The 14,836-nt window shown below is 70.7% G+C and carries 16 protein-coding genes; 9 read left to right on the forward strand and 7 right to left on the reverse strand.

Annotation, left to right across the window (positions count from 1 at the left end; genetic code table 11):
- Nucleotides 1-109 precede the first annotated feature (109 nt).
- The gene (locus tag ACIGFK_RS39500; RefSeq protein WP_400055725.1) at nt 110-397 is read left to right on the forward strand and encodes a hypothetical protein; all 288 of its coding nucleotides are present in this window, start codon (nt 110-112) and stop codon (nt 395-397) included.
- Here the strand turns inward: ACIGFK_RS39500 and ACIGFK_RS39505 are convergent.
- Together ACIGFK_RS39505 and ACIGFK_RS39510 are read right to left on the reverse strand one after the other, a co-directional pair.
- Entirely contained in the window at nt 384-1,124 is a 741-nt protein-coding gene (locus ACIGFK_RS39505) for a zeta toxin family protein (RefSeq protein WP_400055726.1), read from the reverse strand. The genes ACIGFK_RS39500 and ACIGFK_RS39505 overlap by 14 nt on opposite strands.
- Nucleotides 1,037-2,167, reverse strand: coding sequence for a zeta toxin family protein (locus ACIGFK_RS39510; protein ID WP_400055757.1), 1,131 nt, complete (start codon nt 2,165-2,167; stop codon nt 1,037-1,039). The genes ACIGFK_RS39505 and ACIGFK_RS39510 overlap by 88 nt, the downstream gene beginning before the upstream one ends.
- A 111-nt stretch (nt 2,168-2,278) precedes the next feature.
- Between ACIGFK_RS39510 and tap the strand changes: the two genes are divergently transcribed.
- Nucleotides 2,279-4,501, forward strand: a complete 2,223-nt coding sequence (tap, locus tag ACIGFK_RS39515) for a telomere-associated protein Tap (RefSeq protein ID WP_400055728.1) — start codon at nt 2,279-2,281, stop codon at nt 4,499-4,501.
- Between the two features lie 6 nt (nt 4,502-4,507).
- Nucleotides 4,508-5,065, forward strand: coding sequence for a telomere-protecting terminal protein Tpg (gene tpg, locus ACIGFK_RS39520; RefSeq protein ID WP_400055729.1), 558 nt, complete (start codon nt 4,508-4,510; stop codon nt 5,063-5,065).
- Nucleotides 5,066-5,150: 85 nt separating this feature from the next.
- Here the strand turns inward: tpg (ACIGFK_RS39520) and ACIGFK_RS39525 are convergent, their stop codons facing one another.
- Nucleotides 5,151-7,901 carry a DEAD/DEAH box helicase gene (locus ACIGFK_RS39525; protein WP_400055731.1) on the reverse strand — a complete coding sequence of 917 codons (2,751 nt, stop codon included), beginning with the start codon at nt 7,899-7,901 and terminating at the stop codon, nt 5,151-5,153.
- Between the two features lie 113 nt (nt 7,902-8,014).
- Entirely contained in the window at nt 8,015-9,004 is a 990-nt protein-coding gene (locus tag ACIGFK_RS39530) for a hypothetical protein (protein WP_400055733.1), read from the reverse strand.
- A gap of 183 nt (nt 9,005-9,187) precedes the next feature.
- Between ACIGFK_RS39530 and tpg (ACIGFK_RS39535) the strand changes: the two genes are divergently transcribed.
- The 3 genes from tpg (ACIGFK_RS39535) (at nt 9,188) to ACIGFK_RS39545 (ending at nt 10,934) form a co-directional block, all read left to right on the forward strand.
- Nucleotides 9,188-9,781 (forward strand): telomere-protecting terminal protein Tpg, encoded by a 594-nt coding sequence (gene tpg, locus ACIGFK_RS39535; RefSeq protein ID WP_400055735.1) that lies wholly within the window; start codon nt 9,188-9,190, stop codon nt 9,779-9,781.
- A gap of 101 nt (nt 9,782-9,882) precedes the next feature.
- Complete coding sequence (locus tag ACIGFK_RS39540) at nt 9,883-10,668, forward strand: hypothetical protein (RefSeq protein ID WP_400055737.1); 786 nt, start codon at nt 9,883-9,885, stop codon at nt 10,666-10,668.
- A complete protein-coding gene (locus tag ACIGFK_RS39545; protein ID WP_400055738.1) occupies nt 10,665-10,934 on the forward strand; it encodes a hypothetical protein in 270 nt (89 codons plus the stop codon). The genes ACIGFK_RS39540 and ACIGFK_RS39545 overlap by 4 nt, the downstream gene beginning before the upstream one ends.
- Before the next feature lie 228 nt (nt 10,935-11,162).
- On the opposite strand, the gene ACIGFK_RS39550 is transcribed toward ACIGFK_RS39545, so the two are convergent.
- The gene (locus ACIGFK_RS39550; RefSeq protein WP_400055739.1) at nt 11,163-11,582 is read right to left on the reverse strand and encodes a hypothetical protein; all 420 of its coding nucleotides are present in this window, start codon (nt 11,580-11,582) and stop codon (nt 11,163-11,165) included.
- Between the two features lie 124 nt (nt 11,583-11,706).
- Between ACIGFK_RS39550 and ACIGFK_RS39555 the strand changes: the two genes are divergently transcribed.
- From ACIGFK_RS39555 to ACIGFK_RS39565, 3 genes are all read left to right on the forward strand, one after another.
- Nucleotides 11,707-11,937 (forward strand): hypothetical protein, encoded by a 231-nt coding sequence (locus ACIGFK_RS39555; protein ID WP_400055741.1) that lies wholly within the window; start codon nt 11,707-11,709, stop codon nt 11,935-11,937.
- Nucleotides 11,927-12,184 (forward strand): hypothetical protein, encoded by a 258-nt coding sequence (locus tag ACIGFK_RS39560; protein ID WP_400055743.1) that lies wholly within the window; start codon nt 11,927-11,929, stop codon nt 12,182-12,184. The genes ACIGFK_RS39555 and ACIGFK_RS39560 overlap by 11 nt, the downstream gene beginning before the upstream one ends.
- Before the next feature lie 230 nt (nt 12,185-12,414).
- Nucleotides 12,415-12,582: a hypothetical protein gene (locus tag ACIGFK_RS39565; protein WP_400055745.1), complete on the forward strand. Its 168-nt coding sequence runs from the start codon at nt 12,415-12,417 to the stop codon at nt 12,580-12,582.
- Nucleotides 12,583-12,859: 277 nt separating this feature from the next.
- On the opposite strand, the gene ACIGFK_RS39570 is transcribed toward ACIGFK_RS39565, so the two are convergent.
- A complete protein-coding gene (locus tag ACIGFK_RS39570; protein ID WP_400055747.1) occupies nt 12,860-13,267 on the reverse strand; it encodes a hypothetical protein in 408 nt (135 codons plus the stop codon).
- The gene (locus ACIGFK_RS39575) at nt 13,261-13,878 is read right to left on the reverse strand and encodes a replication/maintenance protein RepL (RefSeq protein ID WP_400055749.1); all 618 of its coding nucleotides are present in this window, start codon (nt 13,876-13,878) and stop codon (nt 13,261-13,263) included. The genes ACIGFK_RS39570 and ACIGFK_RS39575 overlap by 7 nt, the downstream gene beginning before the upstream one ends.
- Nucleotides 13,879-14,836 lie beyond the last annotated feature (958 nt).

The raw sequence follows: 14,836 nt of genomic DNA on the forward strand, positions 1-14,836 counted from the left end.
TGGTGATCGTCTCCTGTCCCCTCAACCTATTCCCGCCCCGCGGGCTGTGAAGGTGTGTCAGGGAGAATTGGCTGGTCAAGTACGTCAGCACGACCAAGGTGGTACCGCCGTGACCGGCCCCCTCACCCCCGAAGACCCCACGCCCCAGCCGCTCCACCAGAGCGGTGGAGACGCAGAGCAGGCCGAGCGGACGGTGAAGGAGGTGTTCCGCTGGTACACCGCCCGCCTCACCGAAGCCCGCGAGAGCGGCGCGGACGCGGAGACCGTCGACGAACTGCGGGCAGGCCGGGACCAGGCCGTGGACGACCTGGACCGGCTCGAGGAAGCCGACGAAGACGAGACGGTGCAGATCGCCGTGACCTACGCCGCCCGGCTCAAGGAACTCACCGGCAACTGAGCCAGTCGGCCGCGGGCAGCGGCAGCGGCAGCCGGGCAGGGCCGCTGTGGTGCTCCACCGGCCGGGCCTGCCACGCGGCGGGCATCAGCGGCTGCGCCTGGGCCGTGATGCCGGCGATCTCCTCCCGCATCCGGGGCAGCACCCGGTGCAGCGCTCGCTGAACGGAGTGGAAGCCGACGGCCTCCCCGTCGGTGTAGGGGCGGCGCCGGGCAGCGGCCAGGGCCCAGGCGGCCCACCGGTCCCGGCCCAGCGCCCGGTGGTCGCCGTCGATCACCCGCACCGCGCTGATGCTCGGGTCGGCGGCCGCGGCGGCCACGATGTCGGCCGCCACCCGGCAGGCCCGCGCGTGCGCGGCCGGGGAGGGGAGCGCGGTCACCACGTCGAGCTCCAGGGCGCGGGCGTGGTTGATCAGGGTGCGCTGCCGGCTGTCGGCCGCCCGGGCGGCCAGGACCACGACCTCGATCCGGTAGCCGGCCCGGGCGAACCGGCCCGCGCTCAAGGCGAAGTCGGCGGCGCTGGTGAAGTCGGCCTCGATAAGCAGGTCGCCGCGCCGTTCGCGGACGTACGCCTCGGCCTCGGCCTGCCAGTCCTCGGCATCAGGGCGCACCAGATCGTCGGCGAGTCGGGGGGTGTCGGCGATCAGCTGGGAGTGGTCCGGGTGGTGGCCGCGCAGCAGGTCGGGGTCCACCACCACCACGGTGCCCGGCCGCATCGCCCGGCGCAGCATCCGCCGCGCCTCCAACTGCCGTGCGCCCGGCTCGCCGACCAGGTAGACACCAGCGGGTCCGGGCGGAAGGTGGCCTTGCGCAGGAAGGTCGGGGCGATCAGCTCGTCGAAGGTCCAGCGGTGCTGGTCGCGGTTGAGGCGGTGGTAGCCGGTGCCTGGCGGGCCGGGGAGCGGGTGCGCGATGCGGCGGACCGGCTCGGCGGCGGCCGCGGCCCGCTCGGCATCGCGGGAGACGGCCAGGCGGCGGTCCGCGGGCAGGCGCTCGTCGTGGACCAGGACCTCGGCGCGCACCAGGCTCCGTCGGAAGACGCGGGTGCGGGGCGCGCTCCAGGGCCGTAACCGCTCCGCGCGCACCGTCGCGGCCGCGGCCGGAGGCCGGCCCCACGCGCCGTGGTCGGTGAGCTCGTTGTCGTAGAGCGGCTCCAGCCCACGGCGGACCACGGTCACCCGGTCCACCAGGTGCTCTGCCTCGATCACCTCAAGCGAGGTCAGCAGTCCGTCGGCACAGCGGTCCTGGTTCTCCCAGGCGACGTACCGGCCTTCGGGGCCGAAGAACCGCTCCAGGACGCCGAGCTGGCTGTCCGCCTCGGCCACCGCCAGGACGACCAGCTCGACCCGGTAGCCGGCTGCCCGGTACAGGGCCGACACGGCGCGGGCCTCGGCCGCGTCGGCCAGGGCCAGCTCCACCACCACGTCCAGCCGGGCGGCGCGCGCGTACGCCTCGATCTCCGCCTGCCACCAGCGGGTCACCGGCCGCACCCCGGCGCCGGCCGTCCGTACGTCCCGTTCCAGCAGCGTCTCGTACTCCCGGTGGGCCCGCTTGTAGAGATCGCTGCCGATCCGGACCGCTCCTCCCCGGCACTGGAGCACGTTGTGGATGACGTCGGCAGCCGTGGACTTGCCGCTGCCGGGCGGACCGGCGACGACCACGACGACCGGCCGGTCCTGCGGGACGGCGCCGGCGGTCCATGTCGGCAGCAGGACGTCGGTCAGGACCTGGCGTATCTCCGCCTCTGACAGTCCCTCCGGCACCGCGTGCTGCATGGACACCCCGCCCCTCCCCAGTGATCAGGTTCAAACCGAGGTTAAATCCATCGGGAATCAAACGGCAAATCTAAAGGTAAAGAATGGTAGGATGGGTGGCGGAGGTGACCTATGCCCACCGAAGAAGAGCTGTTCGAGGCCGTGGACGCGCTGCTCGCGGGCGAGCCCGAGATGCCGCCGCCAGCGGAACGCGCCCGGCTGCGCGAAGCGGCCGGAATCACCCAGGTCCGGCTCGCCCAGGCCCTGCAGACGACGACGCAATCCATCAAGAACTGGGAGGCCGGCCGCTCCGAGCCGCGCCCGCCCCGCCGCCAGGCGTACCAGCGCCTGCTGGACGGCTGGGCGGCCCAGTACCCGGCCACGCCAGCAGCGGATCCGGCGGTGCCGGCCACGTTCACCGGCACGCCCGCCCCGGCGCCCGTGACCCCGGAGGAATTCACCGGCCCCGCGCCCGTTCCCGCCCCGGCGGCCGAAGCGCCGGCGGCCCCGATTGCTGCGGTACGCCCGGCGACCGCCGCGAAGCCGACCGCGTCGTCCCGGCGCCCGGGTGCGAAGAAGGCGGCGCCGAAGAAGACCATGACGACAGCGGCCGCCGTCGACCCGCGCTTCGAGAACGGACCGCTCGCGGTCATCGACTGCGAGGACGGGCAGGTCTCCGCGTACTGCGTCGGCGGCCTGGTCCTGGACGTGCCCGCCAAGACGATCCCGGCCCTGGTCGACTGGACGCTGGCCGAAGGCCGCCTCGGTCAGGCCCGCCTGCACCGCAACGGCCGCGACGCCGACCCGATCCTCGTCCTCACCCCGTCCGCGCTGGAGCGCTTCGGCCTGCCCGCCGCCCTGTCGGAGGAGGAGCGGAACGCGAGCCGACTCCCGGCCGGCCACAAGGTGGTCAAGCAGATCGAGCGGGCCGGGCTCCAGATGACCCAGCGGGGCTTCGGCCCGTGGGCGCGGCTCTTCCGCGACCCCGAGGGCTCCCGGCGGCGCTGCGTCCAGCTGTGCGTCCTGCCCTGGAACGCCCTGGACGTCCGCGAGTGGGGCCGGAAGGACGACCCGCAGCTGCTGTTGACGATGCACCCGGCCGACCTGGTTCAGTACCTGGGCCTGTACGCGGCCCGGGTGATGACGCCGCGCGGCAGCACGGCGACGACCGGCCTGGAGCTGATGACCGCGCTGCGCCCGCCGACCCGTGCGGAGAAGGACGAGGCGACCGGGGAGTTCAAGCCCGCGTTCAACGACGACGCGATCACGGCCCGGTACGAGGTGGTGGAGTGCGAGGTCCCCGACGAGCACCCGGTCCTGAAGGGCAAGTTCGCCCGGCACCACATGCGCACCCCGGCCGAGATGCTGATGGAGGAGCCCTACGACTGGTGCCGGCCGCTGACCGATGAGGAGTGCGTCAACCCGTACCTGGTCGCGGTCGACCTCAACATGTCGTTCGCCGCGGCCGCGAACAGTCTCACCGTCGGGCTGAACGGGCCCACCCACCTGGAGAACAACCCGGCCTTCGACCCGGCGCTGCCCGGCTCGTGGCTGGTCGACCTCTCGCACGTCGACCTGTCCCGCGTGCGGGTCAACGGCCGCACCGTCGACGGCACCCGGCTCCCGAGCCCGTTCACGCCGAAGGGCGACACCCCCACCGGACCGGCCTGGTACGCCACGCCCACCGTCGCCTACGCGGTGGAGCTCGGCTTCGACGTCGCGCCGATCGAGGCGTACGTGCGCACCCAGACCAGCCGCTACCTGGACGCCTGGTACAAGCGGCTGCGCGACGCGTACGTGGACACGATGGCCGACATGGGCGTCACCACCGACCTTGAGGGGAGCGACTTCCTCGAGGCGATGGCGCGGCGCAAGCAGGTCGACCCGACGATGGCGCTGCTGGAAACCGCGATCAAGGCGACGGCGAAGGGCGCGATCGGCAAGCTGCGCCAGCGCTCCCGGGGGCAGGTGCCGTACTACGAGCCCTACCCGGCTCTGGAGCGGTGGACGTGGCGCCCCGACATCCGGGCTGCCGTGCTCGCGAACCAGCGGACCGGCTTGCACCGCAAGTTGCTGAAGACGGCGGCGGCCGCCGGCCTGTACCCGGTTGCGATCGGCACGGACGCGATCGTCTACCCCTCGCCCGGCCCGTCCCCGCTGGACGTCCTGCCGCACACGGCCGAGGGCAAGCCGGTGCCGGGCGGCTTCCGGCTCGGGGTCTCGCCCGGGATGGTCAAGTGGCAGGGCACCCAGACCGTCCTGTGGGCGGAGCAGCAGTTCGAGGAGCGCGGCGGCCTCTTCAACATCGCCAACCTCATCAAGACCGCCGACCCGACGGCCGGAGAAGGGGAGTAGCAGGTCATGGTCGATTCGCTCGGGGACAGCCTGGACCGCGCACTGGAGAAGGCGTTCACCCGCCGCATCCCGCAGAGCGCCCAGGCGCAGATGAAGTACCTCGTCAAGCAGCTCAAGGGCACCAAGGCCGCCGCCCAGGCGCTCGGGATCTCCCAGCGCACCGTGGAGCGGTACGTCACGGGGAAGATCAAGCGGCCCCGCCAGGAGCTGCGCGCCCGCCTGGAGAGCGAGGTCAAGAAGCGGTGGCAGCCGCAGATCCGCGCCAAGGCGAAGAAGAAGGCCGCGACCACCGGCGGCATCGTCGTCTCCACCCGCGCCCGGTTCGGGTTCACCGCAGCCGCGGGCACGACCGACGACGCCCGGATCCGCGACATCACCCAGGCCCTGCCGCCCGAGTTCGCCGACCAGCTGTTCACCGCCCGGGACCAGGGCGCAGGCGAGGACCAGCTCCGGCAGATCGCCGCCGATGGCCTCGCCCAGATGTACTTCCGCGCCAACAACTCCCGCGCACACGGCCTGGGCGTGGAGTTCACCGACGTGGAGCGGCTCGACATCGAGCTGTAGAACCCCGGACGACCCGGATGCCCGTGAGGCCCTGTACCACGCTCCTGGAGCCGGTACAGGGCCTCTCCCGCGTATCCGTGGGGCGCTATCGGCGGATGCGGTCCGTACTGAGGTCGTCGAACACCTGGGACGGCAGGATGCGGTGCGCGGCGAGCGCGTCCTGGACCACGGCGCGCAGAGCCTCGCCTTCGACGCCGTTGGGGGCGGCACCGCGGATCGCCGTCCAGGCACGGACGGCGCGCTGGGCGATCGTCTGCACCGACTGGGGGGAGGCGAGATAGAGGTGGTCACGGGCGATCTTCACGCCGTCGTCGACGACGACGCTGCGCGGGGAGACCACCACAGTGATGCTGCCGGGCGCCGGCTCGTCCAGGCCCTCGTCTGCGGCAAGATGGTCAAGCTGGGTGTTGGCTTGCCGGATGTACTTCTGGCTGATGCCGCCGTCGGACTTCTGCTCGCTCTTGGCCTCGAGCGTCAGCCACGAGGACGGCCACATCCACGCGGCATCGGTGCGCCCGTCGCCCGTGGGCTTGAACGAGCGGGCGCCGAGGAGCTCGCCCAGGGTGACGAGCGCCTGCTCGTACCCGGTGGCACCCTGGCGGGCCAGATCACGGACCATGTTGTTGGTGAGCTGGTTGAACTTGGCCGTGCTCTTCCAAGGCGGGCGGCTGAAGGCGGTGATGACGCCGTTGACGCCTTCGGCATCCAGCACGTCCAGGACGCGCGCTTCGCCCCCGGGCCCCTCGATCTCCCTGAGCCAGGTGGTACGGCTCGCTGCCTCGTGAGCGCGGCGCAATAGTTCCCGGGAACGCTCGGCGGCTGCTGGCGACCCGACGGCGAGGGACGCCCAGGCGCTGCCCAGGTAGGCCCACAAGGCCTGATACGAGCGCAGTTCCTTCCCCGTCAAACGGTTGAGAACCTCCACCGCCTCGCGGGAGGCGCGGTCCCAGTCCTGCTGCCAGGCGGCCTGCCAGGCGTCGATCTCGCGCCAGACACTGGCGTCCAGCCGGGTCACGTAGTCAGGTACCTCCCTGGTCGCCTCGCTGCGCCGTTCGGTCAGGTCCGGTTCGGCGTCCTCCTGCCAGACGTCGTCGCGGTCCAGCGCGCTGCGTGCGAGCGCGACGAGGTCGGCCGCCGGCACCTCGCTGTTCTCCCGCCCAAAGGCAATCTCAGCCTGCAGCTCGGGCGGCATACCCGCCCGGACGTCCACGCGTGAGAGGAACCGCTGCAGCTCGCGCCCCACCACGATGACCAGAGCGAAGTCCTTCGGTCCCCGGGTACAGCGGCCGGCACCCTGCATGACCCGGGTGCGCACTCGCTCCATGGCGATGTTGCTGGCACCGAGCCGGCTGAAGAGGAACCGGTCCTGGAGGTGCATGCTCTCCGGCAGGCCCCGCATCAGGATGATGTTGCACGACTCGTCGGGCAGGTCCATGCCGTCGTACCGGCTCGGAGCCAGGAGCATGCCCTGGCTCGCGCCGATGAACGGCCGCAGGCCCTCCGCGCTCGCACCGGGACGGTACTGCTCTGTCGTCGGCACCCCGATCGCAGCGGCGGTCTTCTTGGCTGTCGCCTCGTCCGGTGTCAGGAGCACGCTCTTGGCGCGGAGGCGCACCAACTGGCCGACGAGGCCACCCTTTTCCTGGACGTCTTCCCCAGACGGCTCCACCGCCGCCTCGTCCTCGCCCTGGCCGTCGCCCTCGGCCGTGCCATCCGCTGCGGCCTCGGGACCGAAGATGTCCTCGTCGGTCTCGGCAAGGCCGGGAAAGACGAAGAAGCGGCGTCCGCTCCCGGACCGCTCCCAGTTCTCCGGCGCCCGGACACGGGTGATCGGGGCGCGCCCGAAGGACCGTTCGAGTTCTCCGCCCTCTCCGAGCGTGGCAGAGAGATAGATCCGCTGCACAGGGCTGGTGAACGGCGTGTGGTCGAAGGTCGGCGGGATCATCGGCCGGATGTACCACCCTTGGGAACTGACGTAGAACAGGCACGAGCGCAGCTGCTGCCGGATCATCTCGAACCGGAACTTCGCCGGGCCGTCCAGAGCGATCAGCACCTTGTCGAAGGCCTCGGTGTGCCGGGCCACGGTCGCCACCGGCAGCATCCGCACCTCGGTGTCCTCGCCCTGATCGTCGGTGAGCCGGGCCACCAGGTGAGGGTCCAGGTCGTCGCCCAGGACGTCGAGCAGGCCCCGGAACTGGTGCGTGTTTGCCGGGACCTTCAAGGCCCAGGCGTCGGCCACATAGTCCTCGGCCGCGTGCGCGTCGTCGAAGAGCAGACTCTGAGCACCCCCGAAGACCGGGTTGCTGTTGAAGACGTGGCTGTACACCGTGATGGCCACGAGCTCGGCGGCCTCGTAGCGGCCGAGGTCCCGCTCATCGAAGTCACGCGACCGCCCGATGAACAGCGCTGCGGGAACCCCCTGCGCCTGCGCCGCCTCCCACACCTGGTGAGCGAGCTGCTTCGTCGGGCAGGCGTAGACCGACCGGTGCCCGAAGAACCTGCGCCGCCATTCGGAGATCAGCAGACCGACCAGCGTCTTGCCCGAGCCAGTCGGAAGCTCCAGAGCGACATCCGACTTACCTCGGTTCGCCACATAGTCACGCAGAATATCCGCCTGATGGGACCACAGCGCACCGTGGCCACCCCTCGTGCGAGGCAGCTCCCCGAACAGCGCCTCCGGTGTGTCCGGCACGGCTCGCTGCTTCACGCGCCGCTTGAAACGGACCGGCTCTGGCCCACCGCTCACCGGCAACCTCCCGAAACCCAGCTGAGGAGGCTCTCTCCCCGCCCCGAGCAGGAGCGTAGTACCCGACCCAATCGCCTTGAAGACGAACAACTCGAACGACCGCCTGGAACACCTTGTACAGGTAGCTCCAACGACCAACGGTCCCCCCGGCCAGGCAGGTCACGGTCCCCGTTGAGTCAGCCGCCCTGGGCAGATCAGCGTGTTCAAGCCACCGACACGTAGAGCTGCTCATCGTCCGTCAGGCTGGCGGTCACCCCCAGGGAGGCCCACATGTCAACGATGTGCCGACCGGCGTCCTGAATGGCCTGATCCACCGCCGCGAACTCCGCCAGCGTAGGCAGCAAGGGGCTGGAGTCGAGCACCCTGCGGATCGGTTCCCAGCTCGGGCCAAGGAGTTCACTCACAGCCGGATGGTCGGAGTACCCCGTCAGAAGTGGGGCGTTCCCGCTTGCCTCACTCACGGCATCGGCGTGCGCGATCAGCTTGAGTATCGCGCCCGTGCCCAAGAGTAGAGTGTCGTACATCTGATCCAGGCCGATCTGATGAGTCTGATAGGCGTACACCAGGCCGGGCCACCCGGGATGCACCTGGTCGAGGTGGCCAGCGAAGGTCTCGCTGTACCCCTCGCCAACAATGTCCGCAAAGGTGAGCGGCCGTGGCTCGGTCCCCTCCTGAGTCACGGAGATCAACTTCCCCATGAGCGTGCTGGAGAACATGTCGCACCGGAACTCGTCGGCCGCCTCGTACGCCCAGATCCTCGCTACTTCCTCGGGTGTCTTGGAGCGGTCTGTCTTGGGAGGCCTGGTGCCAGCTGCCGCACGAAGCCGGCCGATCAGGGCATGCCCGTACTCGTGCAGGACCAGGTGAAGCATCTCTACCTGGTCCAGTTCCTCCTCGTCAGCCGACGTGCCGACGTCGAGGACGATGGCGGTCTTGCTGAAGTCCCGGACAAGACTGATCGTCTTGCCCATCACAATGCCGCCAGTCCGCTCAGGGGTGAAGTCCCGCTCGATCTCGCTGTGTGCTCGGATCGATGCCGTGATGTCTCCGGTAAGCACCACGGTCAACGCCATCTCCGGTACACCGGATTCGGCAGCGAGCACGCTGATCATGGAGTGAACACCTTCGATGGCCTCGACCAGTCCGGGGCGGGCGCCGTGCTCTTCAAGCACGGTCAGGGCGTAAGCGGTCACGTGATCCTCTCGTCGATACGGCAGACGACACCATCATGCGCTCGCCCACCGACAACGCATGAACCGTTCAGCACCCGCTCCCACCAGGGACCTGCAGATTGCTGCGGCCCAGCTGTCACCGGCCCTGGGCGTTCCCGTCGGTGGCGTCCTCTGTCCACAGGGCGGCGCCGGTGTGCTTGGCGTATGCCTGATCACGACAGCCAGCGGCGGGAGCCGAAGCGTTCCGCGCGGATCCTGGACGGCCTCGCCCGTGCGGAACGCGCCCTGTTCACCCGTCCCGCGCCGAAATCCGCGCGAGCCCAGATGAAATTCCTTCTCAAGCGTTCCAAGGGGTCCGTCCGGGCCGTGGCGGAGCGCCTGGGCGTCTCGCGGCGCACGGTGGAACGCTACCGCTCCGGCGACGCCACGAAGCCGCAGAAGCGTCTCCAGGACGCTCTGATGGAGGAGACCGAATCCGAGTGGCAACCGCAGGTCAGAGCACATGCGAGGCAGCGCGCGGCCTCCTCCGCGGGGCTCGTCATATCCTGCCGGGCCTATTTCGGGTTCGGCCCCGACGGCACCTCGGACGCGGGCCGGGTCCGGGACCTCAGCGTCGCCGTCGCCCCCTTCCACGCGGCCGCCATCCTCGCCGCGCAGGACGCCGGAGCGACGGACAGCGATCTGCACAAGCTGGTCGCGGAGGCCATCGCGGACGCCTATTTCCGTCAAGGCGGTGGCGGACGCGCGGGCCTGGAGGTGGAATTCGCCGACGTGGAATGGTTGGACATCGCGTTTTAGCAGCACGGAATTCGGGCGTGCTGTAGACCTGTGTGACCGGCCCGCCGGACCGCAATACCGGGCGGGCCCTCATTTCCACATCCGACTGAAAGCGAGTCCTGATGAACACGTCCGACGGGTGGCGGCGGCGCCGGGTCCCCGAGGCCCGCGGCGGCGCCGGCACCCCGCGCACGCCGATCGACTACGCAAAGGTCGGCCGGTCCTCGGTCCGGCGGCGCGCGCGGGGCATGACGCCCGGCGAAGCGGCGGCGGCCCTGGCGGACGCCGAGCTGCACGCGCACCTGGACCGCCGCGACGAAGCCGCGGCCGACGACGGCGGCCGCCGTGCAGCGGAGCTCGCGGAGTGGCAGCGCATCGTGCAGCTGCTCGCCGCGACCGGCGGCCCGTACGACCCGGACGCCGACGTCGTCGTCCAGGAGGAGCTCGCCGAAGACCGGCGTCGCGCAGAAGCCGAGCAGCAGTACCGCCAGGAGGAGCAGCAGACCGCCGACCGGGCCGCCGAGCTGGTGGCCCTCGCCAAGGCCGGCCGCCTCGACCGGACCGTGGCGAGCCGGCCAGGGGACGAAGCCGCCCGCGCCCTCCTGGACGACCGTGACTACCGCGTCTCGGCGGTCGACGACTGGCTCGCCGAAGCCCTCGCCACCCGCTCCGGCCACTACGCCGACCCGGACACCCGAGCGGCCGCCGCCTCCCTGCTCCCCGCCCCGGTGCGCGCCCGCGCCGAGCTGCTCGCCGTCCTCATCCGCACCGGCGCCCCGGTCGACGGCGACCTCGAGTTCGTCGGCCGCCTCGCCCAGGCCGACCCGGACGCCACGAACGCGCTCGCCGTCTGGCTCGAGCGCGCCCTCACCGCCGCCCCGGCACCGGCCGGCGGAGGCACGGCATGAGCGCGGCCGACGACACGGTGGTCGCCACCTGGAGCGAGCACAGCGAGACCGGCCACCACTACCAGGACCTGCTCGCCGATGGCTCGGTCATCTCCTGGAGCGAGCCGCCGTTCGGCGAGAGCCTCTACCCCGGCGACGACGACCCCGACTACAACCCGATCTGCGCCTGCCCGCTCCTCCCGCGCCAGTTCTGCGTGGAGTGCGCTGGCTGCGCCGCCTGCGGGCAGTGCACCGGCCCGCACGTCTGGCCCCCGCTCCAGACCTGACCGCGCTTGTCACGCTCACCGATGGTGACGACTGCTTGTCGCACCCCCTTGTCACGCTGCCTGTCACGTCGCCGAAAGGCGGCGTGACAGCACCCGCGCGAACTCCGATCAATTCGGACATTAGGACGTGGAATCGGCCTGGACTCCCCTCTCCAGGCCGTTTTCGCGGGACAGGCGTGACAGCGTGACAACCTCTCCCGGGGTGATCACGCTCCGTGCGGGTCCGGGTCAGGGGATCTGCCGGACCGAGGCGTCGTGGTGGCTGGAGGAGACGGGCGTGTCCACCGGGTACAGCCAGCGCAGCGGCACGGTGAGGGTGCCGATCCGGGGCAGTTCGACGGGCTCGCCCTCGGCGTCCAGGAGCATCCCGGAGACCTGGTAGCCGCCCCCGGGCGGGAGGCCGGCCTCCTGCGCCTGGTCCTCGGTGAGCTCCACCGTGACCCGGGGGCTCGCCCTCATCACCAGGCCGTGCGCGGTCCGGGCGGTGGTGTCCACGTCGACCACGGACAGCGGGAAGTACGTGCCGCGCAGCCAGCTCAGCGGCCACCAGGAGTCGCCCATCGTCTTCGGCCGGTACCGGCGCCACGGCAGCGCGAACGGCACCTCGCAGCGGTAGGTCTCGCCCACCCGGACGTCCTTGGTGCGCATGCCTCCAGGGTCCTCCCCGCCGGGCGCCGCTGCCCACCGCCGGGTTTCGTCCGTACCGTCCCGGAGCGCCCCGCCCCGGCGCTACCGTGAACACACACGCCAGCAACCCGCCCAGGAGCCCCGGATGATCCAGCAGCCGGCCCCCGCGCCCGCCCGCCAGCCCCTCGATGAGCACGCCGCCGACTCGGTCCGTGCGTACGCGGCCGACCAGCGCGCGAAGGTCGACATCCTCGCCTCGGTCCTGGAGGACATCGCCGCCAACGGCTATCCCTCGCCCGAGTCCGGCGTGCCGTGGGAGACCGCCCGCGACGCCCACCTCGCCCGCCTCGCGGACGAGCAGCCGCGTGTCGCCTGATCACGGAGCGCGCCGCTCGCGCGTCATCATGGTGGAGCCCGCGCTCACCCAGCTCGCGAAGCTCACCGCGTCCGAGACGCACCGCCTGGACCGCGCGATCGTCGCGATCAGCGTCAACCCCGAGCTCGGCACCGAGGTGCCCGGCACCCTGCTGCGCGACTACGCGGACGAGATCGACGGAGTCCGCGTGATCTACTACGTCACCGCCTTGAGGACCATCACGATCGTGGCGTACGTCGAAGCCTGATCGACATGTAGCAGCGCCCCGGACCTGCCTGTTCGGGGCGCTGCTGCGTCTGCTGCACAAGGTGCTGCTCCGGGTGTCTGGTGCTGCCGGAGAGCGATGACATTCGAAGGCCAGCCCAGGCGCCGCAAGGCTGCTGCTCGGGTAGCAGGACCCGCTGCACCGAAGCAGCAGCCCGTGTAGCAAACGGCCGTTCGGCTGCTGCACGGGCCGCTGCAACCGGTCAGTCCGCGATGCCGCCGCAGCAGCAGCCCGCCGTCGCTCCCGAGCACGGCGACGTCCTCGACCGCGACCGGGACCAGAAGCTGCTCCTGGTCGTCGTCGGAGCTCACTGCGGGCTCTTCTCGCGGGGCTGCGACCTGCGCGTTTCCCGCCTGCGGGAACCGTGTGCGCGTATCTGACATACGTGTCCCGCCTGTGGGACGAGGTGGCGCGCCCGGCCGCCTGGAGCCCGTTGCCCCTCCAGGGGAACGATGTTCACGCAGCTCCGCAGCAGCCCCGTGGGCTGGCACAGGCCGGAGTCGTGTTCCCGCCGACGCCACGCGGACGGGCCTCCACCTGCGGTTTCCCCTCCAGGGGAACGATGTACCGCCCTCGGCGCATGAGAACGGCGCCGCGCCCCGGTCGAAGGGGTGCGGCGCCGCTGACGTCGTGTCACCCGGCCGACCGGGCAGCTGGTCAGGCGCTGCGACGTGTGGGCACGGCGGACAGGTGCCGCTGCGGGGCCGGCGGTGGGGCGGGGAGCGCGGGGGCGGGCAGGGCGCCGGCCTGGATGGCCTCGGTCGCCTCGCGCAGCGCATCCTCCATCTGCTCGACGCCGTCGTACCCGGCGAAGTACGGGTGGATGAAGTAGCTGCGGTAGCGGCCCTCGGGACGCAGGACGACGTTCCGCTCCACGAGCTGGTTCATCGCGATCGAGGTGCGGTTCTTGCTGAGCCCCACGCGCGCCCGCAGTTCGGCCTGTGAGGCGTTCACCTCGCCGCCGGGGCGCTGGACCTCCATCATCGCGCTGAGGAGGTCGTAGGCGGCCTTGGGGAGCTCCAGGTGGTGCAGCTGCGCGAACCCGAGGGTGGCTTGGATCAGCATGCTTCCTCCTCCACGTCGTTGTCGCCGAACGCCAGCTGCCGCGTGCGCGGCCCCGGAACCTCCGGCCGCGTGAACTCCGGGAAGCTCTCGTTCGCCGCCTGCTCCAGCGCCAGAACATCTTCCCGCATCTCCGGGAAGTGCTTCCTCAGCGCGGCCCTTGCGTCCTGCCGCAGTTGCTCCAGGGCCTCGCGCTGGAGGTCGCCGTTGCCCTTGAAGCAGATCAGCGGGTTGACCACGATCACCGAGTTCGCCCGTCGCTGGAGCATGTGCCAGTTCTCCAGGCTGCCCAGCGCTCGGGTGACGTTCGCCCGCTCCACTCCGAGGTGGTTGGCCACCTTGATGTGGGTGATCTTCAGGCGACCCTCGACCTGGCGGCCCATGCAGAACAGCAGGACGGCCGACTGCACGGGCGACATGCCGTACCGGGCGATCAGCACCGCCAGGACGTCGGCGAGGAAGTCGTTACTGACCATGCTGTAGCCGCCGCGTCCCCAGGCGTCGTGGGGCTCGCGGTACTTGTACTCGACGCTCGCCGACTTGACCGGTCGGCCGGGCCGCGGTGGCGTGCGGTCCAGGGCTCTGGCGAAGCTGTCCGCCAGCGGCGACGTCACGGGCTCACCGCTGCTCGCCGACCGCCGGCCCCTGCTGGTGGAGCGACTCGCGTCCCCGGGCACCCTGGCTCCTGCTGCTCGATCTTGTGTGGTCCCCGGAACCCTAACCGAGATTGTCCCCGCCCAGGGGGACCTTTGTCCCTGTCGGCGTGGCCCCCTGGTGTCGGCGTCGACACACTGCCCCTCTCCCGTTGCCGACCGAATCCGCCCCTGACCAGCACAAACGCAATTTGTACCTGTTTCCGGGGCCAAATCGGGTGCTCTTGTGTCTGGTGAGGCACAAAACCGCAGGTCGATGTGTCAGGGCTAACACATAGCCTCTTGCAAAAGCCCAGGTCAGAGCAGGTTTCTGGGCGGTGCCCTTTTATCAGTAAGACGCGCACGCGCGCGCGAGGCGGGCCACCGCGGGTCGGTGCGCCCTGGCCTCTACCCGCAACGGGAGCTGTCCACTGGACACCGACGGCACCCCTCACTGGTACCCCGACGCGCGTATCCCTCATCACCACTCGCACCCGAACGCCACCCGGAGCATTTCGGCTAATCACCCACGAACACGCCCATTCGCATTTCTCGGCATTTCTCCGACCGTCATTTCGCCCATCGTGAAGCTATCCCACGCTCGTTCTTTCTCTCTAATCACCTGGTGTATATTCGAAGCATTCCTCGAATCCCCTTTCTGCTGATCAGGGGTGGCCGGGCACCATTCCAGTCTTAAGCTAGCTCCTATCTTTGAAGCACATGCCCCATAGCCTCGATTCACCCCCTCCGATCTACGTTCGACGCCCCACCCCTCCCCGACTGCCCGTCATCACCCCTCCCCTTGCTGCTGCTCGGGCCGTAGGCCTGAGTGGGCCGCGCGGAGCGTGGCACGCCTGGCCCGCACGGGAGTTGGGGGCGCGCCCTGGAGTGGCTGGAGCGCAGCGGAGGCCACGGGTCGGCCGGAGGCCGGCCCCGGCCC

Origin of the sequence: Streptomyces sp. NPDC085524, assembly GCF_044541755.1 — a bacterium.
GTDB lineage: Bacteria > Actinomycetota > Actinomycetes > Streptomycetales > Streptomycetaceae > Streptomyces.